Origin of the sequence: Pontibacter sp. SGAir0037 (assembly GCF_005491705.1) — a bacterium.
Lineage (GTDB): Bacteria > Bacteroidota > Bacteroidia > Cytophagales > Hymenobacteraceae > Pontibacter.
The window spans coordinates 2,297,726-2,323,599 of record NZ_CP028092.1 but is presented as its reverse complement, the minus strand read 5'-3'; the positions used below and the strand labels follow the sequence as shown (position 1 = coordinate 2,323,599).

Below are 25,874 nucleotides of genomic sequence, written 5' to 3'. Positions count from 1 at the left end.
GAGGAAGGTTAGAAAACATGTTAATCTATAAATCAGTTTTTTGTTAGGTATCATTTTAATTATCGTATACAGACACTTCAATCTCTTCAGTAACAGGTGTTGATTCGGCCGGTTCTTGTAGCTTTTTCCCTTTTTTAGGAGCAAAAAGAACGTATAGGCCTGGTATAAGAAACAGGCCTATAATGGTGCCCAGCAACATTCCGCCTGCTGCAGCTGTGCCAATGGAACGGTTCCCCAAAGCGCCTGCGCCGGTAGCCATGCAAAGGGGAATAAGTCCGGCAATAAAGGCAAAGGAAGTCATCAGGATAGGGCGGAGCCTGGATGCTGCTCCCTCTATGGATGCTTCTAATACTGAGGACCCTTGCCGGCGGCGCTGGGCAGCAAACTCTACAATCAGGATAGCATTTTTCCCCAGCAGTCCGATCAGCATGATCAGCGACACCTGGGCGTAAATATTGTTTTGAAGCCCGAGCAGGTACAGGGCCAGAAAAGCCCCGAACACACCGGTTGGCAGCGACAGGATAACGGGCAGCGGCAACAGAAAGCTTTCGTACTGTGCGGCCAGCAGCAGGTACACGAACACCAGGCAGATAATGAAAATATAGATTGCCTGACTTCCGGATGAAACTTCCTGGCGCGTCATGCCATACCAGTCGTAGCTGTAGCCTCTCGGCAGTGTTTCGGCAGCTATACGTTCGATGGCAGCAATGGCGTCGCCACTACTATAGCCGGGTGCCGGGCCTCCTTTCACTTTGGCGGAAACATACATATTGTGGCGGGAGAGCTGCTCGGGTCCATACACTCTTTCCATGCTGATAAAAGTGGCGTAGGGTACCATTTCGCCGTCTTTGTTTTTTACCTGCAGCTTCAGCACATCATCCGGCCTGGCGCGGTACCTCGGATCTGCCTGCACCATTACATCATACATTTGCCCGAAGCGGATAAAGTCTGAAACATATAAACCGCCAATCAGTGTTTGAAGCGTATTCATGGCCTGCTTAATAGTTACACCTTTCTTGGCGGCCATATCCTGGTCTACATGAATCATGTACTGCGGAAAGTTTGGATCGTAATCTGTTGCGGCATGTCTGATTTCCGGGGCCTTTTCCAGCTCCTCTACAAACTGATTGGTAACCTGTGCCATCTTCTGCAGGTTTCCGCTACCCGTCTGGTCCAGCACTTTCATCTGAAAGCCACTGGAGTTACCAAAGCCCGGTACAGTAGGAGGCAGAAAAAACTCAATCTGGGCATCGGCAATATGGCGGGTTCTTTCTTCTAACTTTCGTATGGTTTCGTGTATGGGCTCTGTACGTTCGTTCCAGGATTTCAGGTTAACCATAGCCATGCCATAGGATGCACCGGAAAGTCCGGTTGAAAGGCTGTAGCCGGCCAGCGAAGTGAACGACTCTACCTCTGCGAGCCCTCCGGTTGCCTGGTTAATGTAGTCGAGCACACGCTCGGTGCGCTCTACGGTAGCCCCGGCCGGAGTGGTCACGTTCACATAAATCACGCTCTGGTCTTCTACGGGTATAAAGCCAGTCGGCAGAATGGTGGCAATGCCCCAGGTTGCCGCGAAAAAGAAAAGCAGCATGGCTGCCGTCACCATTTTTCGTCCCGCCAGAAATGAAACACTGCCTCTGTACTTCGATGCCAAGGCATTATAGCCATTGTTAAACTTGCCAAAGGCGCGTTGCAGCAGGTTCTTCTTTTTAGTATGATGCGTGTTGCGAAGCAGAATAGCACACAGAGCAGGTGTAAGTGTCAAGGCATTTATACCTGAAATAACAATGGCGATGGCCAGGGTAAGCGAGAATTGCCGGTAAAATATACCAACCGGACCCGACATAAAGGCAACAGGCACAAACACTGCCGACATAACCAATGTAATGGCCAGAATGGCGCCGCTGATTTCGTGCATGGCTTCGAACGTAGCTTGTCGTGGCGGCAAACCTTCTTCCATTTTTGCATGCACGGCCTCCACTACCACTATAGCGTTATCCACCACTATACCAATGGCCAGCACCAGGGCAAACAGGGTAAGCAGGTTAAGCGAAAAGCCCAGAAGCTCCATAAAGAACAACGTCCCGATCAAGGCTACTGGTACAGCCAGTGCCGGAATAAGGGTGGAACGGAAATCCTGCAGAAAGATAAATACTACGATAAATACCAGGATGAAAGCCTCCAGCAGGGTGTGCAATACATTTTCGATAGAGGCATCAAGGAAGCGGGATACATCGTAGGTGACCTTGTAATCCATGCCCGGCGGGAAAGACTGTGCTTTGATTTCGCTCATCCGTTCCTTTACCCTTTGTACAACGTCACGGGCATTGGAGCCGGGCCTTTGCACAATCATAATGGAAGCGGCTGGTCTGCCGTCTGTTTTGGATATCCTGCCATAGTTCAGGTTTCCCAGCTCTATGTCTGCCACATCCTTCAGGCGCAGAACCGAACCATCTTCGTTGGCCCGGATCACCAGCTTTTCGTATTGGTCTGTATCAAAGAACTTACCTGTATAGCGCAGCACGTACTGCAGCATCTGGGGTGTTTTACCCGAGCTTTCCCCTACCTGTCCCGGTGCCGCCTCCACGTTCTGGTTCTGGATAGCTTCTGTCACCTCATCGGTAGATACTTTGTAGGCAGTCATCCGGTCCGGTTTCAGCCATATCCGCATCGAATAGTCTTTCGTGCTCATGATCTCAGCAAAACCAACACCGTCAACCCGTCGAAGCTCCTGCAGGATGTTCAGGTCTGCAAAGTTGTAAATGAATTTCTCATCAAGCTCTGTGTCCTCGCTCATCACGTTGATGTAGAGCAGAAGGCCTTCTACCTCTTTCTCGGTCGTTACACCTGCTTTAATCACTTCTTCCGGCAAATTGCTGACAACCGTTGTAACACGGTTCTGCACTTCCACAGCTGCCTGGTCGGGATCGACACCGGCTTCAAAGTATACTTTTATACCAGCCGTACCCCTGTTGCTCGATACAGAAGACATGTACATCATGCCCGGCACTCCATTAATGGCTTTTTCGAGAGGTGTGGTAACCGTGTTGGCTACCACGCTGGCATTGGCACCACGATATTTAGCTCTGACAGAGACTGTAGGCGGTGCTATATCGGGAAAGAGGGCAACAGGTAAGGTAAAAAATGCCAGTGCTCCCAGCAAGGTAATAAAGAGGGAGATAACCAGGGAAAGTATAGGTCTTCGTATAAAAATATCAAACATTATCGGCTCATTCTAAACACATCAATTTATTTTAAAGGGTGATTGCCAGCAGGCTGTCCATGCCCACTGGTTTAGGCTTAATCTTCGTGCCTGTTTTTACGCTTTGTATTCCTTCCAGCAATATTCTGTCTCCGGCCTCTAAACCAGACTCTACAATGTAAAAGGATGAGAAACGGGTGCGGGGTATAAAGCTCTCCATCCTTACCTGGTTAGTAGAATCTACCAGGAAAACATAGTTTTTATCCTGCAGCTCAAATACTGCTTTTTGCGGCACCAGCAGGGCATCTTTTACAGCGTTGGATAAAATGATATTACCTGTAGCACCATGCTTCAGAGTTTTGTCGGGATTCGGGAAGCGGGCCCGGAAAGCAATGGAGCCTGTTCCGGACTTAAATTCACTTTCTACTGTTTCAATACTGCCTTCGTAGGGGTAGGGACTTCCGTCGGCAAGCACCAGTTTTACTTTGTTGTTTTTTCGCGGGCTTTCGTTTTTGGTTTTGATGTACTGCAGGTATTCGTTTTCTGACACATTAAAATAAACGAAAATAGCACTGATGTTGGAGGCGGTGGTCAGAAGGGTGCCGTGGTCGATCAGGCTGCCCGGGCGGTGTGGAATACGATCTATGATGCCGTTGAAGGGGGCTTTAATGCTGGTGTAAGACAAACGGATTGAGGCATTGGAAACAGAAGAACGGGCGGCGCCTATCCTGGAGTTGGCAGCATCTAACTTGGCTTTGGCGACATCTATTTCTGTTTTAGAGATAACGTTTTTTTCAACTAGTAATTTAAGCCTGTCTATTTCCAGTTGAACAGCCTTGGCTTCGGCGAGTGCGCTTTGCAGATTTGCCCTGGCCTTTGCCAATTCCTCTTTGTATTCTTCATCGTTGATCTTGAACAACAACTGCCCTTTTGTTACTTCCTGGCCTTCGTCTACATATACCTGCTCCAGAAAACCCGGCACCCTTGCCCGAAGCTCCACATTCTGTACGGCCTGAATGTCGGCTACGTATTCATGCTGCAGTACGGTGTCTTTAGAGATGATTTGTGTTACAGGCAGTTCCTGTTCTACTGTATTTTCGTTAACCACCTGATTATTGGCCGAACATCCTGCTGTATAAAATCCGATTAGTAAAATAAATGTTAAACGATAGGCCTTCATCTTGTTTTGCATGGTTAAACAATTGGGTTTGGACGGGGCACATCGAGGGTGTATCTCCGGCGAGGAGGCGGCAATCCGGCTATACTGATAACTCCCGGGTACCATACCCGAAGACATACCTGACTTTACCTGTAATTATACAAAACCAGGTAAAATATAAATTTGTGAAGGTGCGGATTGACGTCTCACCTTGGAAAGTCATCCTCTAAATACCACGAATATTAAAGAGATATTAAAATAAACGTCAGTTTTAGAGCAAATGTTTGCCTTAAATCCCCAATATAGGGATTATTTTTCAATTTTATTAAGATGAGATTAATATATTAAAATACTTACCTGGAACAGGTACGGGATATGCGGCGGAATTAGTGCAATTTTATTAAATTACTTAATATTGTTTTTTCAATACAACGTATGCTTTAGCAGGTAGGGGTAGAGTAACTGCTAAAGCATACGTGAGCTGGGTAAAATCAGTGATTGCTAGTGTGTTGCTCATTCAGTGCTTTCAGAAGGTCAGATTCCGGGTTCGATAGAGCATGTTGGAGGTCGTCGTCTTCTATCTGTAAATTCACTTCGCGGGCATGTTGTACCAGCGATCTGAAAAGGCGGCGGTGTATCCTGCTTTGCGGCAGGTACTCCGGATGCCACTGCACCCCAATCATATAAGGCTGTTCTGTATTTTCTATTCCCTGCACCACTTCATTGGATTCACGGGCTACAACTTCAATGGCATTGCCAGGGTCTTTCACTGCCTGGTTGTGCAGCGCATTTACCTCCAGCTGTTGTGTGCCTAAAACTTCTTCCAGCTTGCTGCCGGGTTTAATGTATACCTTTTTCACCGGGAAAACACTGGCCGGGTTGGGCTCTTCCATGTAAAAGGTATTGATGTCCTGGTAAAGCGAACCCCGGAAGTATACATTCAGCAACTGAGAGCCCCTGCAGATTCCCATCACAGGTATTTTTTTCTTTGCAGCCTGGTCGATGAGCTGCAGTTCCAGGTGATCACGGGCACGATCCAGCCCGAATTGTAGTTTTCCACGGTTCCTGCTCATTATTTTCCTGATAAAGAAAACGGCAGGGTAGTATATCCACTTAACAAAGCGGCCAACCCGTTGAAAAATATTTTTATGGGGATGCTGTATAGTTCTTTGCAGGTACTCGTCTATAACATTATCCTGCTCGTAAGTGCTGGGGTCTACATCGGCACCACCGCCTATGATCAGGGCCTGCAAACCATCGGCGGTACGCGGCCGGGATGGCGTAATGCGAACTGGTTTGCCACCGGCCAGCAACACCGACAAAGCAGTAAAAAACCAGGCTGCCCCTCCGCCTTTGTCGGGTCCTGTAATGCCGATGGTTGGTCTATTGCGGTTTATTTTCTGCTTCAGTTTCAGGTTAGCCATTGTGTTGTTCTTTTAATCCATTTACTGTCGAAGCCGATGAGCGTATCTTCTCTCAGGGCGATGTATTCCTGGCTCATCTTTTCCAGCTTTTCCGGATCGCTTGCCAGTACCTCTATTTCAATCCAGTTGTTCCACTCTTCCGCCAGGGTCCAGTTGGGGAGGGCAATGGAACTGTTCGGCAGGCGGTAGTGGAATGTGTTTCGGGCCTTCACTTTACCCAACCCTTTATACTGCTGCAGCTGCTCGTTGTTCAGTGCTGCCAGAATAGGGTACATGTCGAGCGGGCGATTCCGGTCAGGGTTATATGTATGGTAATCTTGGGTAAAAGTTTGCAGGTCCGGCTGATAGGAAGGTGCCAATACTTTTGCAACGTAAGCAGCCGGGTAAGGGTCTATAAACGGGCTGATCCGACGGGCCAGGTCGGTTTTGCCAATCTGCAATAGCCAGGGGTAGAGCAATAGAAAACCTCTCAGATAACGCAGCAGGGTTTCCGTATCCAGCCTTGGCGCCTCCATGTTGATATGCGTGCCGAAAGCGTTTGTCAGGAAAGCCTGTGTGCCTTCTGCATGATGCTGGTACAAAGCTTCCCGCAGCTTTTCCAGTTCATGCAGCTGCGTACAAGGAATAGGCGGGCAGGCAATTTCAAATGGAAATACTTTCCCGACAATACTTTCCAGGGCGCTCTCTACTTCTATCTCCAATGTACTTTCGCCCAATTTTACATTTTCCAGGTGGATGTTTAAAGGGTCCAGAAATTTTTTGTAACTCTGCTCAGTAAGCAAGGTGAGGTCAAACTCCACAGTGAAATCTCCCAGATAGGTTTCCTTTACTTTCTTTTTATACCTGCTGTTGTGTTCTACAGTACCTCCATATAGCTCCTGGATTACCTGAACAGATTCTTCGATTCCTACATTGGAATACTCCAACTCAAAGCCCACAGTACGCAGGCTGCCTTTCTCATTATACAGTACAGGAGGTTGTTTAAATGTCATTGTAAAACTTTCTGATTTGTAGTAGAAACGGCAATTGTTTAAATCAGTTATCAGGCAGTGCCGGAAACAGGAGAGGGGTGTAGCGGGCAGCAAATAAAAACCTGTTTCTGTTCTTTCAGGTAAACAGCTAAGGTTAATTGTTTTTCACGTAAACAACAGGTTTTGATTATCAGGAGGATTACGTTTCTATTCTTTTTTTTGCAGCTGCTCGGATGTACTGGCGGCAATGTAACCGAAGAAGGGCTCGTTACTGAAAAGGCAATGGTGGTTTCGGCACATCCGCTTGCCTCCGACGTGGGGGCGGAGATAATCAGGCGTGGCGGGAATGCAATAGACGCGGCCGTGGCGGTACAGTTTGCCCTGGCAGTGGTTTACCCGGATGCCGGTAACATAGGCGGTGGAGGTTTCCTGGTACTCAGGCAGCACGATGGAAAAGTGGATGCCCTTGATTATCGCGAAGAAGCTCCTGCAGCCGCTCACCGCGATATGTACCTGGATGAAAATGGAAAAGTAGTGGAGGGATTAAGCGTAAAGGGGCACTTGGCGGCAGGCGTTCCCGGTACGGTAGACGGTATGGTACAGGCCCACGAAAGGTATGGCAGCATGCCCTGGGTAGAACTGGTGCAACCTGCCATAGATCTGGCTGCAAAAGGCTTTCCTTTAACAAAAAAGGAAGCTGTAAAGCTCAACGAGCAAAGAGGCGACTTTATCCGTTACAATACCCGGAAACCTGAATTCATGTTTAAAGATAACTGGCGCGAAGGTGATACTTTATACCTGAAAGACCTGGCCCGAACGCTGGAGCGAATCCGGGATAATGGCCGTGCCGGATTTTACGAAGGCCTTACGGCAGACCTGTTGGCAGCTGAAATGGAAAGGGGAGACGGCATGATTTCCAAACGTGATTTGGCTTCCTATAAAGCAGTCTGGCGCACACCGCTCGAAGCTGAAATCGGGGCTTGCAAAGTTATTTCCATGCCGCCGCCTTCAAGTGGTGGTATTGCACTTATTCAGCTGTTAACTATTGCGGAGGATTACCCGCTGCCGCAGTGGGGCTATCGCACCAGCCAGACAACGCACCTGATGATCGAGGCAGAAAGAAGGATATATGCCGACAGGGCAAAACACCTGGGCGATCCTGACTTTTACAGGGTGCCGGTAGCAGGGCTGCTGGATAAAGCCTATATCAGGAGTCGCATGAAGGACTTCTCACCCGGGCGAGCTACTGCCAGCAAAAAGGTTTCTGCCGGTGCGCCTGCTCCGCCGGAAGGACCGAACACAACCCATTACGCTATTGTAGATGCGCAGGGGAATGCCGTATCTGTAACAACTACCCTAAACAGCAGTTTCGGCTCCAAGGTGTTTGTGAGCGGAGCAGGGTTTTTACTCAACAATGAAATGGACGACTTTAGTATTCTGCCGGGTTACCCCAACACGTACGGCCTGATAGGTGGTGAGGCCAATGCGATAGAACCCGGTAAACGCATGCTCAGTTCTATGACGCCTACTATTCTTGAAAAGGACGGCAGGTTGTTGATGGTGGTAGGCAGTATGGGGGGCTCTACTATTATCACCACGGTTTACCAGATCATCCTGAACGTAATCAAGCATGGCTTCACCATGCAGGGCGCTGTTAATGCCAGGCGCTTTCATCACCAGTGGGAGCCGGACTGGGTGCTTTCTGAGTGGGGTGCACTGGGGCCAGGTACAGGTTTAAAGCTGTGGCTGAAAGGGCATAAGATAGCGCCCAAACCAGGAGGTATAGGCAGGGCAGCTGGAATACTGGTCAGGCCAGACGGGAAGCTAGAAGGGGGTGCCGATCCGAGAGGCGATGATGCTTCGGCAGGATTTTGAGCAAGGGTTCGGCCACCACGCATCCTGCCCCGGCAGCTATACAAGCCGTGATAGAAGCACGTGTCGATAACGGACCAACCCAATAAACTTTAAACCGTCCAACAGGAAAGGCTGATCCGTTAAGGTCAGCCTTTCCTGTTTTATTGCCTGACAATTGCTGCGTCTTTACCTATTATCGCTTTCACCGGCCACGTCTATTCATCATGCATTATAGAACGAGGTGTAGGTGTGAGAGGTAATGGTTTAGCCGGGTTAGGTGATAATATGCTCTTTTGTATCAGCCGGAACATCATCTTTACCAAGTATAAAGCCATAGGGGCTTAAGCGCGGTATCCGGTCAAAGATAATTTTCAGGCTGGCAAACAGTGGTACAAACAGGATCATGCCGGCCACTCCCCATAGCAGGTTTCCAAGCAGAATAACCATAATGGTTGCCAGAGGGTTTAGCTTAACCCTTGAACCTGTAATGTAAGGCGTAAGCAGGTTGGCTTCCAGCAACTGTGTGATCATGAAAAAAACAAGCACCAGCACCGGGTACCAGAATGAGTCTTTGGTAAGCAGGGCAAAGGCTATCGGAAAGGCAATGCCCAGAAAAGAGCCGAAGTACGGAACAACTCGAAGCAGTGCCGTAATAATGGCAAAAAGTATGGCATGCTCTATACCTATGGCCCAGAAGCCCAAGGCGTATACTATCGCTAGAGTGGAGATAACCGTTAAGGTGCCTTTGAGGTAATCGTGTATGATGCGCGTAATTCTGGCCAGGATTACCATGGCATGTTTGCGGCTGTCGAATAAACTGAGCCTGACCAGGAAGTACTGGATGCGTTGCTGGTAAATCAGGAAAAAGAAGGTATAGGTAAGCACTATAAACACGAACAGCAAAATGAAAAGTCCCTGCAGTACAAAGTCCCTCACACTTTTAAAAACAGCTTTGGCAATGTCTGGTTTCTTTTCCTCTATAATCTGGTCCTGTTCGGCATGCGACAAATCTGTTGTTTCATATAACAGCCATTGCAGCTGCTTCGTCTTTTCCTCTACTTTTCCTTCTAGCCTGGGCAAGTCGTCTTCCAGAATGCTTACCTGGTAGTAAACGAGTGTGCTCAAGGCCACCAGGCATACCAGTAGGATCAGGATAGAAACCAGGGCAGCAGTGGCTTCTTTTAAGTTAAAACGTTGCAGTTGCTGCATCATAGGAAAAAGCAGCATGGCAAAGAAAGCGGCAATAGCTATCGGGATCAGGAAAGGCTTACCCAGGTATAGCAGCAGGCAAACCAGCAATACCGAGAGCAATGTTTTGTTAAAGCGGCCGAGACTAATTGATTTTGTATTCATCTTCGATGTGAGAACGCAAAAGCATGGCTGATGTTTGGGGAATTTGCCCGCTGTTCCGAAATGTTTTTACCCTGTAGCTGTTTACCTGCGCTTGCACCATAACTACTGGCTATGTCAGGCGTAGAACCCTAGAAATGGAATAAGATACTGGCTCAGGGCACCTCTTTAAAAAGTCCACCTGAATTAAATTATTTTATACCTTGGCAGGTATTGTAGAGAACAGCTTACAGTATAACAAAATGAGCACAACTTATAAACCTATAGATGCCGGTTTCCACGAGGAACTGAAAGAACTGGTTGCGAAAAGAGCACCGGCCCGAATCCAGTTTTTCAGCGATATACGAGAGTTTTTTACGCGCCACGCTACTTTAAAAGAGCTCTTAATACGAGACGAAGAAGAGTACCTGGTGCTTACTTCGGGGGAGGAAATCCGGCTGGACAGGATTGTGAGATTAGACGACAGACCTGCTCCGGGATATGACGAAGCCTTTTTTAAGTGCGACATAGGCCGCTGAAAAACAAGCTTGACACAGCAATAACAAAGAAGCCGCCCGGGAATAGGCGGCTTCTTTGTTACTGCATCAACAGCTATTTTATAAGTTGAGTAGTTCTCTGAAAAACGGGGTCAGTTCTTCTGCCAGCACCTGGTGATCTTCTACACTAGGGTGTCCCGTGCAGCCCCTTGCCTGCATAGACCTGAAAAAGTGTACAGCAACAGGTTTGTCGGAGGGATAAGCCGCGTCAATTTCTTTTTTTACGGCTGAGAGGCAGTTCTGAAGTATAGTTCGGTTGTTGCCATTCACCATCGCGCTGCTCAGTAAGGCAATCTGTGCTTCCGGATATTTTGATTTAACCAGCCTTACAAACTTTACATAGTTGTTCACAAAGCTGGTGCTATCGAAAGGCAGCCTTTCCGTTTTGCCATCGCCGTTGCTGAAGTCGTTGGTGCCCAGGACAATGCTCACCACCTGCGGCGTGTAAGTGCTAAAATTCCAGCGCTGGCTTGTGTTATGCTGGAAATCTAGTTTCTCATACACCTGGGGCATGGTGGGGCCATTGCTGTTCCAGTTACGGTATATGCCGATGCCGCTCACACTGCTCAAGATAAAATTAGCATTTAAGGCTCTGGCTACTACCGGCCCATAAGCGGCATAGGCGTTGTGCTGGTCCTGGTAAACACCGGTGCCACAAGGCACTTCCGATGAATCTGCTGCAGCGCCACAGGTAATACTGTTGCCTATAAACTCAATAAGGGGAGCAGCTGGTTTGGATAATGAGTTTAGGTTTTGGCCGGTTATTTTTTCGATGGCAATAGGGCCGGTGTGTGCCTCGGTAGCCTTGTAAACCCAGACGGTATGTTTGCCTGCCTTCGGGACATTTATAAGAATAGGCACTGCTGCGCTTCCGGCTACCTTAACTCTTTTCTGGTACACGCCATCCAGCTCGTATTGCAGGTAACCATGGCCTCCGCCTCCGGGAACGCTGGCATACACCTGGCATTCTGTTCCTTCGAAGCTAAAACCGAAGTGCACGGCCGAACTGATCAGTTCCAGCTGTTGTGATTCATTTACCTTAAACCGGCCAAAAGGCTCCAGCGCTGTGGCAGGTAAGGTATCTGTTTTGCCCGGACTATTTGCACTGGAGGCACAACCCAGGCAAAACAGACACCATACAACTGCAAAGAGTGAGTTTCTGAATTTCATAAGCATTTACAAGTAAACAGCATCAACGGCAAGATGAGCAAAATCTCTGTCAGAACAAAAAGCAGCTCCTCCTATACCGGCAGTAAATGCGGATGAATTCCTGATAGCTATTTTACCAGCACTACTTTCCTGGTCAGGCTTTCTTTGCCGGAGTAAAGTTTTACGAAATACATTCCCGCCGGCAGGTGCTCCAGGTTAAAACGTATTGCCTTGGTGTTGATGGCACGGGAGAAAACAAGAATCCCCAGGTTATTGTAAAACTCCATTCTGTCTATCACAGCTTTCGATTCAATGTTCATTTCCCGGTCTGTAGGATTCGGGTAGATCATTGCAAAGCCGTTCCCCAGTGGAGTGCCTTCCACCAGAAGCCGTACCGTTACAGGCTCTGAATGATGAGTGCCGGCAATGACGCTATAGGAGAAGGTTACTTCTCCGGTCTTTCCTTCTTCGGGCACATATACAAAGCTTCCGTCTCTGTTCAGTACCAGCTGGCCATGTTTAGGATTTTTGTCAATGACGGCTTCCATCAGGCTTCCGTCCAGAGAAAGGTCGTTCTGCAGTAGCCCTTCATTCGCCTTCACCTCATTCAGAAGCCCTGCCTGTACTGTATAGCTATCCTGCCTGGCGATGGGGTTGCCTGGCAATGTGGCAGTGTATTGTTTTGCAATATCGTAAGAGGTTTTGGTATACTCCACAGCGTTGCTGGTGTTGTTCCAGCCCTGCCATTTAAACCGGGTATTGGTGGCATAGCTGTTTCCTTTATACAGAACAGTGGCAGCAATACCATCAGAAGTTCTTTCTTCTCTACCTGGCGTAGCTCTCTCGTCGTGCATCACGGCTAGTGAACTTGGGTCGGTAAAGTTGAGAAGCGTCCAGGGTAATTTAATTTCGATGGCGTTTTCCCGAAGAGTAACAGCATCCATGGAGGTAGGAGGCAGGCCCAGGCGATTAACTCGCATACTGCCGATATACTGTACCTCCTGGTCGTTGTTGTTGTTTCGCCACCTTACCAGGTACCAGGGCGCACCGTTAGAGGCAACAGAACGATACAACTGTCTGGCGGAAGAGGTGCCGTGCCAGATGCCGTAAAGATCATACGCTTCAGTTACATATAATTCAGCTTTGTAATTGGTAATCATCAGAGCAAATTCAGCCCTGTTGTTTACCGCTTTCCCGTTTGGTAGTACACTTTCACCCAGGTCGGCGGCATAGGTATCAAGGGCAACCCAGATCGTGTCGTTTACATCAAGTGGTTGCTGTATCTGCAGCTTCATGTTCAGGTAAGCAAAGTCGGCTCCGGCTTCGATGGCTTTTACCGGGCAATTGCCGCAAAACTGCTCCCAGGGCTGCACAGCAGCACCGGCCTTTTTGAACCCGATCAGGCCGAAGTTCTGTTCTGCAGCGGTTACATTGTGCCATAAAATGCGCCTGTCCAAGTTAAAGTCCATCTGGTCGGTTACCCAGGTGCGCTTAAACCACTCATCCATCAGCGCAAACTGAATACCGCCGCCTCCTCCGGCAGTTTCAATGTTGCGGAGCATGCGCAGGTTGTTTTTTCCCTGCGTTTCTTCGTCCATTCCGCCATGATGGATGCCACTTTGAGCATAGTGCGCTACCCCCCAACTAGAAGGTGCTCCATATTCACCTATAATCAGCGGAATGTTTTTATAGTGCTCTTTTAAAGCTGTCAGATAGCCCAGGTAGCTGTTCTGGCCCAGGTAATCGGAGTAGCCGGCATAGGCAGGGTCGTGGCTCACAAAATCCGGGTAGTACGGATATGCATGGTAGCTGGCAAAATAACCGGCTTCGGCCTTTGTCCTGTCCATGCCGGTGATATCGATGGTAGCCATATCCTCATACCTGTTCGGCTCGGTTGGGTGAGACAGAGGGTCCAGGGTAGGCCAGCTGGAGAAACTTACCGGGCGCTGAGTTTTATAGCTGTCCATCTCTTTTGAAACCAGGTAGTCCAGGTGCCGGGTAGTCCAGGCTTCTGCCGGACTTGCATTGGCTATAGAAAAGTACCTGCCCTGGTGTGAGGTGTTGGCGGCATGCTGTTCGTTGGTGTGTATGACTTCGGGAGGGTGTACTTCCCGGCCAATAATGTAGCCGATCAGCCATTTGGAAGCGTCTACGCGGTAAGTGCCGTAAGCTTTTCCCAGTCTGCTTTCAATCACTTTGTTGCCGTGCACGCAATCCACATTGTCGGCTATTTCCTTTTCGAAATAAGGGGTTAGCGTATACAGGTCTTCGTCGTAATCAGGCACCTCTTCCTCGAGCCATACCCCCTGAAAAAACAGGAGAGGCGATGTAGGATTAGCCACATTAAAAGAATCCAGCACTTCATAAAAATGAGGATAATGCAGTGTGTAGAGCCTTATTGTGTTAAAGCCTGCATCGCGGATGAGTTGAAACCATCTGCCGTAGTCGGCTCTGCTGGCAGCCAGCTCACTTGGATAAGTGCCTGGTTTGGCTATACCCATGTTCACGCCTTTAATAAAAAGAGGAACATACTTTTCACCGTTCCAGACGGTAATGTGGGTGCTGTTTGTAGAGAAAGGTAAAGGCTCTGCCTGTGAAATTGCCTGCTGTGCCTTGGCGCAAAAGCTAAAAAACGTTACAACGAAGCAGATTGTAAACCGGAGGTGGTAAAAGTACTTCAAATGAATTAATGGCTAAAAATTTAAAAAGTGCTAAAGTGTAAAGGCTTCCTGTTTAGAAGAACTTATTCATTTATATTTGGTTATATATATTCTGATGGTGCTATTGTGTGCTTTTATAGCACAAATATAGAGAGTTAAGTTTAAAAAAAAGCTTCTTGATAAAATTTTATAGCACCAATAAGTACAAATTTATTTTTTTAGATTTAGAAGCGTGCTGTAGTACTGTAACTGTAAAATTCCATCCTGAAAAAGTGGAAAGCTGTTGCACATTCAGCTGGGAAATAAGAACAGATAACAAAGGGTGATTGGGTTTAAAATAGAATAATTGACTTCTATATAGTGAAGGCAGAGTATTGTATCCTTTCCAGTTAACATTGGCTTAATCTATTGTAAATATTCTTAATGTTTGATTTATTTTATTTGTAGTTTAAACTTTCTTCGTTATTTTAGGATCGCAAACCATATTCATTATTCTAGCTTATGAAATTTAACAACTACAGAACAGCCTTGTTATGCTGTGCCCTTGGTTTTATCACTCTTTCCTGCGATAAAGATAAAGACCTGTTAGAGGCTAACCCTGCAGCTACCCTTAAAGCACAAACTTCTAAAGATGCGCAAAGCGGAAATAATTTGTACGCTTTTAACGCCAATGCCTTGCCGGGAGATCTTTTAGGCTGCTCCTATAAAGAACTGAAAGGACAGTTGCAGGCTGCCATTGCCAAAAACGCAGTTGAACCAAGTGAATGTGGACCAACCCCATTTGATTATGCCATTAATCCGTATGCACTTCAGTTTGGTGCGCTGGAGTGGGAGTGGTATGACCTGATGGCCACCATTAATCAGTTGTATACATACCTGGATACTTCGAAGCAGTATTTCGGAGCGAATGGCCAGTTAACAAACTTTGCAGCAAAGCATAAGCGCAACCTGGAGTCTTTCTGGAACATGCCGGATGAAGTAAGCCTGATCGGGCAGCATACCAGCACCCTGCAGAACAGAGATGCCATTGCTGCGGTGTATATAAACTTTGCTGGCTTAACGCCTGCACAGGCCTATGCCAATGCCGATTTTATCATCGAAAATATCATCATGCCAAGCCAAGTGTTCCAGGCAACACCTTTACTGTCTCTTGATGGCTTTGCCACTTCCGGCGATATGATTGTGATTGGCGACGGTATTGTAAAAATTATGACTGATGCCGGAGTAGACGAGCAGGTTACTTTTGCCGGTATTTTAGGACACGAATGGGGCCACCAGGTGCAGTTTAACAACTATAGCAGATGGTATGCCGGCATGGCGCAAAATACTCCTGAAGCTACCCGCCTGACAGAGTTAGAAGCAGATTTCTTTACAGGTTATTACCTGACTCATAAGCGTGGTGCAACCTACAACTGGAAAAAAACTGCTGAGTTCCTGCAGCTGTTCTACAACATAGGAGATTGCAGCTTTACTTCTTCCGGCCACCATGGCACACCTAACCAGCGCCTGGCTGCTGCCCGTCTGGGAAATATTATTGCCGACCAGACTATGCCGAAAGGTCATATCTTAACGGCGGACCAGATGCATGCGTTGTTTATGGCTGCTTATAACGACATTATAGCCAACAACATCGGTGCTGCCGAAGCGAAAGCAAGCCTGGCTACTCCTGAGTTGAAAGCTATTTATGATGATATACTGAAATTCCAGACTGAACTGGAGCAGATCATTATGTATGGCAGAAACTGGGCTTAACCTTAAGTCCGGTATAAGCTAGTACAAGGCCTTTACCAGAACAATAGTAGAAATAGGTTTCATTGCATTCAGGAGCTTATATTTACTAATCGAAGTGGTAGAGTATAGTTTATCAGACACATTTTGTAGTTGAAGGAGCCCGGCCTATGCCGGGCTTTTTTTATGATATGTGGTTTATAAATGGCTATAGGAGGCATAACAGTGGCACGCGAAAATCTCTGCTGATGTTTGAACTGGCTGGCAGGAAAGTATTCCGGTATTGAAAGTTTCTGATTGTAAAAACTGTTAAATGTTTATACATCGTATATAGCAGACACGAAAAATAAAAACTATGAAAACCATCATTTTTGTACACGGGATGTTCCAGAACCCGAAAAGCTGGCTCAATTGGATAGAATTTTTTAGTAAAAAAGGATATAACTGTATTGCTCCTGCCTGGCCCCTGCACGAGGGAGAACCTGCTGATTTAAGACAAAATCCGCCAGCCGGATTAGGAAAGCTTGCCCTGGATGAGGTAGTTACTTCTATTGAGAGGCTGGTGCTGGATATGGACGAGAAGCCTGTTATGATAGGTCATTCCGTTGGGGGCCTGGTAGTGCAGTTGCTAGCTAACAGAGGGTACCTGGATATGGGGGTAGCCATAGATTCAGTAGCGCCGAATGCTATGCTTGATTTTGACTGGGGATTCTTTAAAAACAGTGCCATTATAACCAATCCTTTAAAAGGTGATGATCCTATTTTTATGGATGCAGAGACTTTTCATGGGGCATTTGCCAATACCTTGAGCGAAGAACAGGCCCGCATGGCGTTTGAAATGTTTGCTACGCACGATAGCCGGAACGTACTGCGCGATTGTATGGGGTCTGCCGGTAGAATAGACCTGGACCTGGCGCACCCGCCTCTGCTTTTAATTGCAGGAGAAAAAGACCAGATTATACCAGCTTCTCTAACCGAGAAGAATTACAAGGCTTATTCCGATGCAGGCAGCGTTACAGCTTACAAAATGTTCCCCGACAGAAGCCACTTTATCTGTGGTGAGCCTGGCTGGGAGGCTGTGGCTGCTTATGTATATGACTGGCTGCAGGCAAATGATACACCTGCCGAGCCGGTTACCAGAATGGTATAAATAACTTATATTACCTATTAAAACAGCGAAGCCTGCCGGTTTAGACCGGCAGGCTTCGCTGTTTTATGCGTGGCTGCTCTTGGTAAGCCTTTCTTGCGCTACTACTTAATTTAATCCAGCGAAATCTTCTTGCCCAGCAGGTAGATATCTTTTTTAGATAACACCAGGTACAAAATGACATAGGCAAAATATAAGTGGTACAGTATTTTGGGAAGGAAATTGAATTCATAGGTAACAGATGAATTCATTTGCAGGAAGTCAGGGTAATACAGCAGGATGGCCTCAACCAGCAGATTGCCTACAGTATAAGGCAGCACACATATCAGAACATAGTAGAAGAGAATCTGGAACTCGTTTACGCTCTTCGACTCGAAATACCTCTTATAAAATATCAGGTTAATAAGACTAAAACTGGCTACATGACAGGCAAAGAAAACAATAGGTGTCATAAGACGCTAGGTTTATATATTTCTAAATAATATAAGTACATTCCAAAAATAATATATATGAAAATATAAAGCAATAATCTTTCGCTCTATGTTCATATTTTTAGCAAATATACCCATTTTTAGGTATGCCTTTTCGTTTCAAACTTCAGTAACTGCTTCATGAGTCACCTTATGGTTTAACCAAGAATATATAGCATCTGTTTGCTAACGTATACAGGTATACGTATCGTATGTAAAACCGCTGACCGGGGGAGCCGCTTTTATTTTAACGGTACTTTATAATATCTGGCAGCTATCAGAACTTTTTCAGGAGGATAAAAAAGTGGAGCTAAATTAATTTGTAGTAAATTTCACAGCGCAAGCAGCAAAAGAGCCTTGGCTCTACAACATGATGCACTCAAATTCTTGCTTCCGCTACGCCTATGCCGAAATCAAAAAAGCTTCAGAATGTCACATTAGGGGAGGTTTTTAAAACCATCATCTGGCCCCGAAGAAAATATCTGGTCGTAGGGCTGGTACTGATCGTGATAAGCCGCCTGGCAGGCCTGGTAGTGCCGGGAGCCAGTAAGTACCTGCTCGACGATGTAATTCCGAACCGCGACCTGAACATGCTCTGGTGGCTGCTTGGCGCTGTGGTAGCGGGTATTGTTATACAGGCGGTTACCTCTTTTGCCTTAACGCAGATTCTGAGTGTGGAGGCACAGCACCTGATTTCGCAGCTGCGGGCCAAAGTACAGCGGCATATCATCCAGCTACCTATCCGCTTTTTCGATAATACTAAAACAGGCGAACTGGTATCACGCATCATGACGGATGTGGAAGGTGTGCGAAACCTGGTAGGTACTGGCTTTGCCCAGATGATCGGTGGCGTACTGACTTCGCTTATCTGCCTGGTGCTGCTCATCGTTATCAGTCCGCTCATGACTTTGTATGTGCTGTTCCCGGTGGTTATTTTCGGGCTGATCTCGCTGAAGGCTTTCGGGAAGATACGGCCAATCTTCAGAGAGCGGGGTGTGATTAATGCCGAGGTAACGGGCCGCCTGACTGAAACCTTGGGTGGTGTGCGGGTGATCAAAGGGTTTAATGCGGAGGAGCAGGAGATCAGGACCTTTGAAGATGGTGTAACACGGCTGTTCCTGAACGTGAAAAAGAGCCTGATCACCACCAGCCTGGTTACCTCCTCGGCTACCTTGCTGCTAGGGCTGGCTTCTGCCGGCATTATGGGCATAGGCGCCTATCAAATCATCAGCGACCAGCTTTCTTATGGTGATTTTGTAGCCTTTACGCTATACCTGGGTTTCATGATTGCTCCTATCTTGCAGATGAGCAATATCGGGAGCCAGTTTACCGAAGCCTTTGCCGGCCTTGATCGTACGCAGGAAATCCTTAATACACCTCTGGAAGATGCCACCGGGCAAAGAACGCTGCAACTCAACCATATCCAAGGCGATATTGTTTTTGAAAAAGTTGCCTTTGCCTACGAAACAGGAAAAGACGTGGTGAAAGGCGTAAGCTTTAAAGCACCTGCCGGTTCAGTGACAGCTCTGGTTGGTACCTCTGGCTCGGGTAAAACTACCATTGCCGGTCTGGCTGCTTCTTTTCTGAATCCGGATAGCGGTACTATTACCGTAGACGGACAAGACCTGCAAAGCATCAGTTTGCAGAGCTACCGCAGTCAGCTGGGGGTGGTACTGCAGGACGATTTCCTGTTTGAAGGTACGATCCGCCAGAACATTCTTTTCCCGCGCCCCCGGGCCACCGAAGCACAACTTATGCAGGCGGTAGAGGCAGCGCACGTGCAGGAGTTTACCAATCGCTTTCCGGAAGGGCTGGACACCCTGATCGGGGAGCGGGGTGTGAAGCTTTCGGGAGGGCAGCGGCAGCGCATTGCCATCGCCCGCGCCATCCTGGCCGATCCGCGCATCCTGATCCTGGACGAAGCCACCTCTAACCTCGACACCGAAAGCGAAAGTTTGATACAGGCCAGCCTTAAAACCCTGATGCAGGGCCGCACCACCTTCGTCATTGCCCATCGCTTGAGCACCATCCGTCAGGCCGACCAGATACTGGTAATTGAGCAGGGCCGGATTGTGGAACAGGGCAGGCACGAGGAACTGCTCGGGAAGCAGGGGCGGTATTACCAGTTGTATACGTACCAGGCCAGGATCTGAAGCCTGTGCCCTTTACCGGCCCAGGCTTCACAAGACCTCGCGGCGTGCGTAGCTCCCGCGAGTGTCTGCACTTGTGGCGGCGGCTATAAGTTTGAAAACGAAAAGGGAACGCTACAAATTTAAGGCTTTAACGCTCTTAATAACTCTTTTGCGTATGTTAGTGCAAATGCTAACTACATTGGATTCATGTTTGTCTTACCGCAGCCAGCTACCAGGGCGCGTAATTAAAATTTTATTTCATTGAAAAATGTACACAAGCAGAGGCTTCCCAAACAGCACATCGATAAGAAGCTGATTTTCCGGTTGCGCATGTTTCTGTGCATCCTGATAGTTATGTGCGGTATTGTATTGTATGATGTGGCGACAGAGGTAATTGGCTGGCTGCTGGCATTCGGAGGTGTGGCAGTAGGAGTGGTTACCAGCTATGTGGTGGGGCATCTGTCGGATGTACGCTGGCACGAAGAGACCAGCAAAGTAATGGCGCGCATAGACCGCTTGGGTGGTGTGGTACTGGTGCTATACATCGCTTTCTCTATATCCCGCCGCTAAACAATACATCTATTAAGCTTTAAGAACGTATCTAGAATAAAACATTAAAACATTTAACTATGGAAAACAACAGCGAAAAAACACTTCAAAGCCTTGTGGATGAGCCGGCGCAGGTAAAAGAAATTATGAATGATCCGACCAAAGGGCTTGATTTCTATAAAAAGCTGCCTGTTAAGCAGAAGCAATATTTATTGCTAGCTGCTGCAGCAGGATTAGTAGGCTACAGCATCTACCTCGGTAAAAAAGGCTAACCAGAGAGCAATCTCTGTGGTGTTAGTCCTGTGATGGGCTGATTGCCTGCACAACCAGTGCTAATGCTTTTTTATCAGAATAAGCCTAAAAAGAGTACGAAGCAGGCATTGCTTCCTCTTTAGTCATAAAAACAGCCGCTGCAGTTTGTAGCGGCTGTTCTGTTTAAATAGCAGGATTTGCTACAGGTAGTGCCAGGTCTGGTGCTACCTTTTTTTCAGCAGCTTCTCCTCGCCACAAATAGTTATCTTTGTACGTATTGTTACAGCTATAAAAATGCTATTAAGCCTACATCTTCGTAGTTTTGGAGCTGTTATTCTTTTTATTGATCATTTAATCGGGAATACACACTGCTATTTACGGATATATAATTCTTTTCACTATGATAAAAACCCTTTCAGTTTGCACCACTGCGGTAGCGCTGGTGTTTAGTGCCTGTCCTGTTGCCTTTTCGCAGCACAGTGGCGGATTGCCTGCTGTTGAAACTAAAACTGCTAATTCACCTGAAAACACTCCTTCTTTTGCCGGGCAAACCCGTGTGGCGGGTGTAAAAACTACTGCCAGCTACGAAGGCAAGGTGGTAACCAGCTCGCTGAAACTACCCTGGGGCATTACCAGTTTACCAGACGGACGCCTGATCCTGACTGAAAAAGCCGGAAACCTGCGCATCGTAACCCAGGATGGAAAAGTGAGCGAACCAATTACTGGTTTACCTGCGGTGCACCAATCGGGCCAGGGAGGGTTACTGGGTATTGCCCTTGATCCGAACTTCAGTAAGAACCGGATGGTATATTGGGTATTTTCAGAGCCTGGAAACGATGGTAACCTGACGGCAGTAGCCAAGGGTAAACTTTCTTCCGACGAAAAAAAAGTGGAAGGTGCAACCGTTATTTACCGCGCTACACCTGCCTATAAAGGCAACCTGCACTATGGTGGTCGTATTCTGTTCGATCGCCAGGGCAACCTGCTCGTAAGCACCGGCGAACGCTCCGACCTCGAAACACGGCCACAGGCACAGTCGCTGGAGTCGGGCCTGGGCAAAATTATCCGGATTACAACTGAGGGCAAGCCAGCAGCAAACAATCCATACGCCAAAACACAGGGAGCCCGACCAGAAATTTATTCATACGGACACCGCAATGTGCAAGGGTTGGCTTTTCACCCGGAGACCGGCGATTTATGGGAAAACGAGTTCGGCCCCCGGGGTGGAGATGAACTGAACCGAATTGAGGCTGGCAAGAATTACGGATGGCCGCTGATTACCTATGGGATCGAATATGGCGGCAATAAGATAGGAGAAAACAAACAGCAGCAGCAAGGCCTGGAGCAGCCTGTCTACTATTGGGATCCTTCTGTATCGCCCAGCGGAATGACGTTTTATGCGGGCAACCAGATTCCTGAATGGAAGAACAATCTCTTTATCAGTGCCCTCAGTGGAATGCACATTGTACGGCTGGTGCTGGAAAACAACCGTGTAACAGGCGAAGAACGTTTGCTGACCGAGGAACGCCAGCGCTTCCGCGACATTACTCAGGGCAAAGACGGTGCCTTATATGCTATTACCGACCAGGGCAGGCTATACCGTATTGCTAAAAAATAAACCAGTCTCTGCCTAAGTGCAACAGGCAATCAAAACAGGAAGTCCCGGTTTGCTCCAGAGCAAACCGGGACTTCCTGTTTTGATGTATACCTGGTAGCTATTACACCTGCTGCTTTTTAACGGTAGAAAGTTGTTGCTGCAGTTCTTCCACCAGGTTTCGTTCTGTTTGAAGCTCACGTTTGATTTTCAGTTCCCGCTCCCGGGCATTCTTCATATAGTCGTTCAGCTCCTGGGCTACCTGGTCGTAAGCTTTGCGCTTTTCGGTAGCCACACTTTTGCTGCTCTTGTGCTGCACCGCTATAACGCCCAGCGCAATCAGCAAGGCCAGAATAATGCCACTGTTCAGGATAATGTACAGTTGTTTGGGTACATCTATGCCCAGCACCGAAATATGGGTGATGTCGTGCATGCTCTGCTGAATATCCGCTTCCTTTTGCTTTATCTCATTTTGCATAGTTTGCAGTTGCTGCTGTTGCCCTGCTACATCTTTTCGGGCTTCCTGTAGTTTGGCTTCGGCCTCTGCTTCAAAATTGTTTAGCTTCTGGTCTTTGGCAGCTACTGTTTCCTGTACGCTTTTCCAGAAAGACTCCAGCGTATTAATGTTTACCACCTTATAGCCCTGCCAGGTATTGGAGTTGCTTTTCAGGCTTTCGTATTGCTTTTCTAGCTTGGTATTGGCTGCAGGAGCTTTTTCTGCTTTGTTATTCTGTGCCTGTACAAATGTGGCAGAACACAAAAGAGCGACGGAGAAAAAGAATGCCTTCATAGTTGAAAAATTTAGTTTGTAATCAATTTTAGTGTTTTTGTTACGGATAATCCGGCAGGTACTTACGCTGGTAAAACCACCTTTACTAACCTGTTAAACCCTGCCATTGGTAAATTATTGCTTTTGAAATTTAAAAAGATCTGCTATAGCAGCAAAAGCATCTAACAGTATTATGGTTAAATGAGGTTCATTTCAGGTGTCTTTTTACACTATGAAAGACTAATAGATTATCATGTTGGTCTGTGCGCGCTTATTTGCAGAATTAAACCATGCTGCCTGAGAGTCGTTTATAACATAAAGCGAAACTTATTCTTTGAACAAACCTGATAAACTATGAACAGAAGAGACAGAGATCGCGAAGATTATGGCTACTACGACGGCTATAACAACGACGACCATTACCACAGTGCCAGAAATCTGACCAGCGAGTTTGAGCGCAACTACGAGCGTAGCAGAGGCAATGCAGACTATAGCCGTGACCGGATGCCCAGAAGTTACCACGAAGGGAACGATATGGAAGATACCTATCAGCGATTAAGAAGAGACGAAGACAGCTTCAGAGACCGCTCCGATTATACAGGCAATAACAACGACAGAAGCCGAAGCTATTACAACAACTCCGGCCGAGATAACTACAGGGATAACCAGGGCGATTACCGCGGCAATATGGGCAGGTACAAAAGCGACCGCGACATAGAAAGGCAAGGTAACCAGCGCCAGTATGATGGCTCCGGCTACCAATCCCAAAGCCGTAACGATGGCTTCCGCAGTGGGAGCATGAGCAGGTCGGGCTACAGCCGCGAATATGACCAACCCAACTATTCCGACAGGCGCAACTACGGAAATGACAAGGGCTACGGAGAAAGAAGCTATAGAGACGAGTTCGGCTACAGAACCGGGCAGCAGGGCCAATCCTCCGGCAACTTCGGTGGTTACGGCTCCAGAGACGAGCGCAGCTACGACCGCGATGACAGACGTAGAAATGACTGGCGATCTTCCGACCGATACAGAGGTGATGCAGATGCCTATTAAGCTGCAGTAATCATTCTGAAAGCAGCCGCTGCATGTAGTAGCGGCTGTTTTTGTTTTAGATATCCTTTCTTCTCCTGAAACAAAATAGTGTACTATTCTGAAGTTATGGCGGAATCAGATTTGCCTCGGCATGCTTCTCTGCTTAACTTTAAGCGGCTTGCTGCTGCCATCCCACGCTTCGTGCTTATTTGCCGGCTCCAGCCCTTATGACTGTAACAACAGCAGCTCATACCTGTTTGCTGCCTATACGCTACCTTATGGAAAGTCCGATAAAACTGAATATCCCCCTTTCTGTTTCTTATGCCGCCCTGGAAACCGTGCTACAACAACAGTTGGTGGGAGAGTATATTCCCAAACCTGAAGACGGTACAGCCGCTACTCCTTATGCCCAGGTGTTAGGTGTAGGCATAGCGGGAAGCAGTGCCGGTGCCTATAACCTTCTGCTACGGGTGCAACTGAAAATATTGCGCACGGTGCTAAAGCGGGATAAAGTAGATTTATATGCCTCGGTTGCCTTAGCCTATGATAATGCTTCGCAGCAGGTTTATGTGCGGCAGTTTACCATGGAGTCGCATACATCCAGTGGGTTTTACAATACGGCGCTGCAGGTGCTGGTTAACAAAGTAGCCTATAATCAGATCATCCAGAAGGCGAGAGTGAATTTGAAGGAGATTATCGGGCCGGAACTGGATAAAGTGAATCAGCAACTGGCGCAGGGCCTCGAACTGAAAGGGCTGCGGCTGAAAGGTGCTGTAGAAGCGGTGGGAATACAGGACATAAGCCCGCAGGCCAATGGTCTTTCGCTACGAGTGGAAGCTCAGGCAAACCTGGAAGTAGCCGTATATTACCTGGCTAGCCTTTTACCGCCGAAAGAAGCAACGAATTAGCCGGAGCGACATTAAAATCCCGACGGGTTTCCGGAACCCGCCGGGATTTTGTTACCCGTTGTCTCTTACTGACGCAGGAAATCCAGGAGCGCACTGTTCAGCTTTTCCTTGTGTGTCAGGAACAAGCCATGCGGTGCACCCTCTATTTTAACATACCTGTTGTTCCGGATTGCTTTGGACGATTGTTCGCTGCTGGTTTCGATAGGTACAATCTGGTCCGCGTCTCCATGCACGATCAGGGTAGGCACGTTTACATTGCGCAATTCTGAACGGAAGTCGGTATTAGCCCAGGCTTTTGCTGTTTCAATCGTAGCGCGTGGCGAGGCACCGGAGGCAATACCCCAGTCATACTTCAGTTGCTCTTCACTAACAGTATCTTTGTTGTCGCTGTAGTTGTAGAACTGCTTGCCGAATTCCGCCAGAAAAGTTACCCGTTTGGTCTTGAGCGCTTCCATAATCTCGTTCAGCTTTTCTTCCGGCACACCGTTCGGGTTGTCGTTTGTCTTTTTCACAATAGGAATGATCGAGCTGACAAGTACTGCCTTGGCCACCCGGTCGTTGCCGAACATAGAAAGGTAACGCACCACTTCGCCGCCTCCCATTGAGAAACCCACCAGCACACAATCCCGCAGGTTAAGTTGCTCGATCAGGGTGCGCAGGTCTTGTGCCAGCGAAGTATAATCATAGTTAAGCCAGGGGCGGTCGGAGTCGCCAAAGCCACGGCGGTCGTAGGCAATGCAGCGGAAGCCGGCATCAACGATTGCCTGCACCTGGTTCTCCCACATCTTGTGGCTAAGTGGCCAGCCGTGTATCAGGATTACAGGCTGTCCGTCGCCATAGTCCTGGTAATTCAGGTATACATTTTCTCCTCGCTGGATGTCTTCGGTTTCAATAAAAGGCATAATAAGTTTATTTAGTTGGTTAAAAAATAAAATCAATAAGCTCTATCCTTTACTTGATGTAAAACCTAAATGTTTAGCGAGTGGCA

20 protein-coding genes are annotated in these 25,874 nt (G+C 47.6%); 10 read left to right on the top strand and 10 right to left on the bottom strand.

From position 1 onward, the window contains the following. Nucleotides 1-55: 55 nt before the first annotated feature. The 4 genes from C1N53_RS09400 to C1N53_RS09385 all read right to left on the bottom strand — a co-directional run bounded on the left by C1N53_RS09400 (nucleotide 56) and on the right by C1N53_RS09385 (nucleotide 6,777). Nucleotides 56-3,223: an efflux RND transporter permease subunit gene (locus C1N53_RS09400; protein WP_137759061.1), complete on the bottom strand. Its 3,168-nt coding sequence runs from the start codon at nucleotides 3,221-3,223 to the stop codon at nucleotides 56-58. Between the two features lie 31 nt (nucleotides 3,224-3,254). Further along, nucleotides 3,255-4,394, bottom strand: coding sequence for an efflux RND transporter periplasmic adaptor subunit (locus C1N53_RS09395; RefSeq protein WP_240773440.1), 1,140 nt, complete (start codon nucleotides 4,392-4,394; stop codon nucleotides 3,255-3,257). 458 nt (nucleotides 4,395-4,852) lie between these two features. Then, nucleotides 4,853-5,785, bottom strand: coding sequence for a gamma-glutamyl-gamma-aminobutyrate hydrolase family protein (locus C1N53_RS09390; protein ID WP_137759060.1), 933 nt, complete (start codon nucleotides 5,783-5,785; stop codon nucleotides 4,853-4,855). Beyond that, nucleotides 5,773-6,777 (bottom strand): amidoligase family protein, encoded by a 1,005-nt coding sequence (locus C1N53_RS09385; RefSeq protein ID WP_137759059.1) that lies wholly within the window; start codon nucleotides 6,775-6,777, stop codon nucleotides 5,773-5,775. The genes C1N53_RS09390 and C1N53_RS09385 overlap by 13 nt, the downstream gene beginning before the upstream one ends. 162 nt (nucleotides 6,778-6,939) lie before the next feature. Between C1N53_RS09385 and ggt the strand changes: the two genes are divergently transcribed. After that, nucleotides 6,940-8,631, top strand: coding sequence for a gamma-glutamyltransferase (gene ggt, locus C1N53_RS09380; protein ID WP_137759058.1), 1,692 nt, complete (start codon nucleotides 6,940-6,942; stop codon nucleotides 8,629-8,631). Between the two features lie 252 nt (nucleotides 8,632-8,883). Here the strand turns inward: ggt and C1N53_RS09375 are convergent, their stop codons facing one another. After that, nucleotides 8,884-9,963, bottom strand: coding sequence for an AI-2E family transporter (locus tag C1N53_RS09375; RefSeq protein WP_137759057.1), 1,080 nt, complete (start codon nucleotides 9,961-9,963; stop codon nucleotides 8,884-8,886). A 239-nt stretch (nucleotides 9,964-10,202) separates the two neighbouring features. Between C1N53_RS09375 and C1N53_RS09370 the strand changes: the two genes are divergently transcribed. Beyond that, nucleotides 10,203-10,478 (top strand): hypothetical protein, encoded by a 276-nt coding sequence (locus C1N53_RS09370; RefSeq protein WP_137759056.1) that lies wholly within the window; start codon nucleotides 10,203-10,205, stop codon nucleotides 10,476-10,478. Between the two features lie 78 nt (nucleotides 10,479-10,556). Here C1N53_RS09370 and C1N53_RS09365 read toward each other — a convergent pair whose 3' ends face one another. Both C1N53_RS09365 and C1N53_RS09360 read right to left on the bottom strand, forming a co-directional pair. Further along, the gene (locus C1N53_RS09365; RefSeq protein WP_168193998.1) at nucleotides 10,557-11,666 is read right to left on the bottom strand and encodes an SGNH/GDSL hydrolase family protein; all 1,110 of its coding nucleotides are present in this window, start codon (nucleotides 11,664-11,666) and stop codon (nucleotides 10,557-10,559) included. 107 nt (nucleotides 11,667-11,773) lie between these two features. After that, nucleotides 11,774-14,326: a T9SS type A sorting domain-containing protein gene (locus C1N53_RS09360; protein ID WP_137759054.1), complete on the bottom strand. Its 2,553-nt coding sequence runs from the start codon at nucleotides 14,324-14,326 to the stop codon at nucleotides 11,774-11,776. A 480-nt stretch (nucleotides 14,327-14,806) separates the two neighbouring features. On the opposite strand from C1N53_RS09360, the gene C1N53_RS09355 reads away from it, so the two are divergent. Both C1N53_RS09355 and C1N53_RS09350 read left to right on the top strand, forming a co-directional pair. After that, nucleotides 14,807-16,057 carry a hypothetical protein gene (locus C1N53_RS09355; RefSeq protein ID WP_137759053.1) on the top strand — a complete coding sequence of 417 codons (1,251 nt, stop codon included), beginning with the start codon at nucleotides 14,807-14,809 and terminating at the stop codon, nucleotides 16,055-16,057. A 331-nt stretch (nucleotides 16,058-16,388) separates the two neighbouring features. Continuing rightward, entirely contained in the window at nucleotides 16,389-17,183 is a 795-nt protein-coding gene (locus tag C1N53_RS09350) for an alpha/beta hydrolase (protein WP_137759052.1), read from the top strand. Nucleotides 17,184-17,293: 110 nt separating this feature from the next. Here C1N53_RS09350 and C1N53_RS09345 read toward each other — a convergent pair whose 3' ends face one another. Continuing rightward, the gene (locus C1N53_RS09345; RefSeq protein WP_137759051.1) at nucleotides 17,294-17,632 is read right to left on the bottom strand and encodes a hypothetical protein; all 339 of its coding nucleotides are present in this window, start codon (nucleotides 17,630-17,632) and stop codon (nucleotides 17,294-17,296) included. Nucleotides 17,633-18,054: 422 nt separating this feature from the next. Between C1N53_RS09345 and C1N53_RS09340 the strand changes: the two genes are divergently transcribed. The 4 genes from C1N53_RS09340 to C1N53_RS09325 all read left to right on the top strand — a co-directional run bounded on the left by C1N53_RS09340 (nucleotide 18,055) and on the right by C1N53_RS09325 (nucleotide 22,201). Continuing rightward, the gene (locus C1N53_RS09340; protein ID WP_137759050.1) at nucleotides 18,055-19,803 is read left to right on the top strand and encodes an ABC transporter ATP-binding protein; all 1,749 of its coding nucleotides are present in this window, start codon (nucleotides 18,055-18,057) and stop codon (nucleotides 19,801-19,803) included. A 240-nt stretch (nucleotides 19,804-20,043) separates the two neighbouring features. Then, the gene (locus tag C1N53_RS09335) at nucleotides 20,044-20,352 is read left to right on the top strand and encodes a hypothetical protein (protein WP_137759049.1); all 309 of its coding nucleotides are present in this window, start codon (nucleotides 20,044-20,046) and stop codon (nucleotides 20,350-20,352) included. Between the two features lie 59 nt (nucleotides 20,353-20,411). Further along, nucleotides 20,412-20,603 (top strand): hypothetical protein, encoded by a 192-nt coding sequence (locus C1N53_RS09330; protein WP_137759048.1) that lies wholly within the window; start codon nucleotides 20,412-20,414, stop codon nucleotides 20,601-20,603. A gap of 380 nt (nucleotides 20,604-20,983) precedes the next feature. Beyond that, complete coding sequence (locus C1N53_RS09325; RefSeq protein WP_137759047.1) at nucleotides 20,984-22,201, top strand: PQQ-dependent sugar dehydrogenase; 1,218 nt, start codon at nucleotides 20,984-20,986, stop codon at nucleotides 22,199-22,201. Nucleotides 22,202-22,301: 100 nt separating this feature from the next. Here the strand turns inward: C1N53_RS09325 and C1N53_RS09320 are convergent, their stop codons facing one another. Next, nucleotides 22,302-22,967: a hypothetical protein gene (locus tag C1N53_RS09320; protein WP_137759046.1), complete on the bottom strand. Its 666-nt coding sequence runs from the start codon at nucleotides 22,965-22,967 to the stop codon at nucleotides 22,302-22,304. A 333-nt stretch (nucleotides 22,968-23,300) separates the two neighbouring features. Here C1N53_RS09320 and C1N53_RS09315 point away from each other — a divergent pair, with 333 nt between their 5' ends. Continuing rightward, entirely contained in the window at nucleotides 23,301-23,999 is a 699-nt protein-coding gene (locus tag C1N53_RS09315; RefSeq protein ID WP_137759045.1) for a hypothetical protein, read from the top strand. A 257-nt stretch (nucleotides 24,000-24,256) separates the two neighbouring features. Next, entirely contained in the window at nucleotides 24,257-24,886 is a 630-nt protein-coding gene (locus C1N53_RS09310; RefSeq protein ID WP_137759044.1) for a DUF4403 family protein, read from the top strand. Between the two features lie 65 nt (nucleotides 24,887-24,951). Here the strand turns inward: C1N53_RS09310 and C1N53_RS09305 are convergent, their stop codons facing one another. Further along, on the bottom strand, nucleotides 24,952-25,788 hold the full coding sequence (locus C1N53_RS09305; protein WP_137759043.1) for an alpha/beta fold hydrolase: 837 nt from the start codon (nucleotides 25,786-25,788) through the stop codon (nucleotides 24,952-24,954). Between the last annotated feature and the right edge of the window lie 86 nt (nucleotides 25,789-25,874).

Bases quoted from the DNA above. Each gene is read 5' to 3' on its own strand.
- C1N53_RS09365 (WP_168193998.1), bottom strand. From the start codon at position 11,666: ATGAAATTCAGAAACTCACTCTTTGCAGTTGTATGGTGTCTGTTTTGC.
- C1N53_RS09350 (WP_137759052.1), top strand. From the start codon at position 16,389: ATGAAAACCATCATTTTTGTACACGGGATGTTCCAGAACCCGAAAAGC.
- C1N53_RS09315 (WP_137759045.1), top strand. From the start codon at position 23,301: ATGAACAGAAGAGACAGAGATCGCGAAGATTATGGCTACTACGACGGC.
- C1N53_RS09400 (WP_137759061.1), bottom strand. From the start codon at position 3,223: ATGTTTGATATTTTTATACGAAGACCTATACTTTCCCTGGTTATCTCC.
- C1N53_RS09320 (WP_137759046.1), bottom strand. From the start codon at position 22,967: ATGAAGGCATTCTTTTTCTCCGTCGCTCTTTTGTGTTCTGCCACATTT.
- C1N53_RS09370 (WP_137759056.1), top strand. From the start codon at position 10,203: ATGAGCACAACTTATAAACCTATAGATGCCGGTTTCCACGAGGAACTG.
- C1N53_RS09395 (WP_240773440.1), bottom strand. From the start codon at position 4,394: ATGCAAAACAAGATGAAGGCCTATCGTTTAACATTTATTTTACTAATC.
- C1N53_RS09355 (WP_137759053.1), top strand. From the start codon at position 14,807: ATGAAATTTAACAACTACAGAACAGCCTTGTTATGCTGTGCCCTTGGT.
- C1N53_RS09310 (WP_137759044.1), top strand. From the start codon at position 24,257: ATGGAAAGTCCGATAAAACTGAATATCCCCCTTTCTGTTTCTTATGCC.
- C1N53_RS09305 (WP_137759043.1), bottom strand. From the start codon at position 25,788: ATGCCTTTTATTGAAACCGAAGACATCCAGCGAGGAGAAAATGTATAC.
- C1N53_RS09340 (WP_137759050.1), top strand. From the start codon at position 18,055: ATGCCGAAATCAAAAAAGCTTCAGAATGTCACATTAGGGGAGGTTTTT.
- C1N53_RS09385 (WP_137759059.1), bottom strand. From the start codon at position 6,777: ATGACATTTAAACAACCTCCTGTACTGTATAATGAGAAAGGCAGCCTG.
- C1N53_RS09330 (WP_137759048.1), top strand. From the start codon at position 20,412: ATGGAAAACAACAGCGAAAAAACACTTCAAAGCCTTGTGGATGAGCCG.
- C1N53_RS09390 (WP_137759060.1), bottom strand. From the start codon at position 5,785: ATGGCTAACCTGAAACTGAAGCAGAAAATAAACCGCAATAGACCAACC.
- C1N53_RS09375 (WP_137759057.1), bottom strand. From the start codon at position 9,963: ATGAATACAAAATCAATTAGTCTCGGCCGCTTTAACAAAACATTGCTC.
- C1N53_RS09345 (WP_137759051.1), bottom strand. From the start codon at position 17,632: ATGACACCTATTGTTTTCTTTGCCTGTCATGTAGCCAGTTTTAGTCTT.
- C1N53_RS09325 (WP_137759047.1), top strand. From the start codon at position 20,984: ATGATAAAAACCCTTTCAGTTTGCACCACTGCGGTAGCGCTGGTGTTT.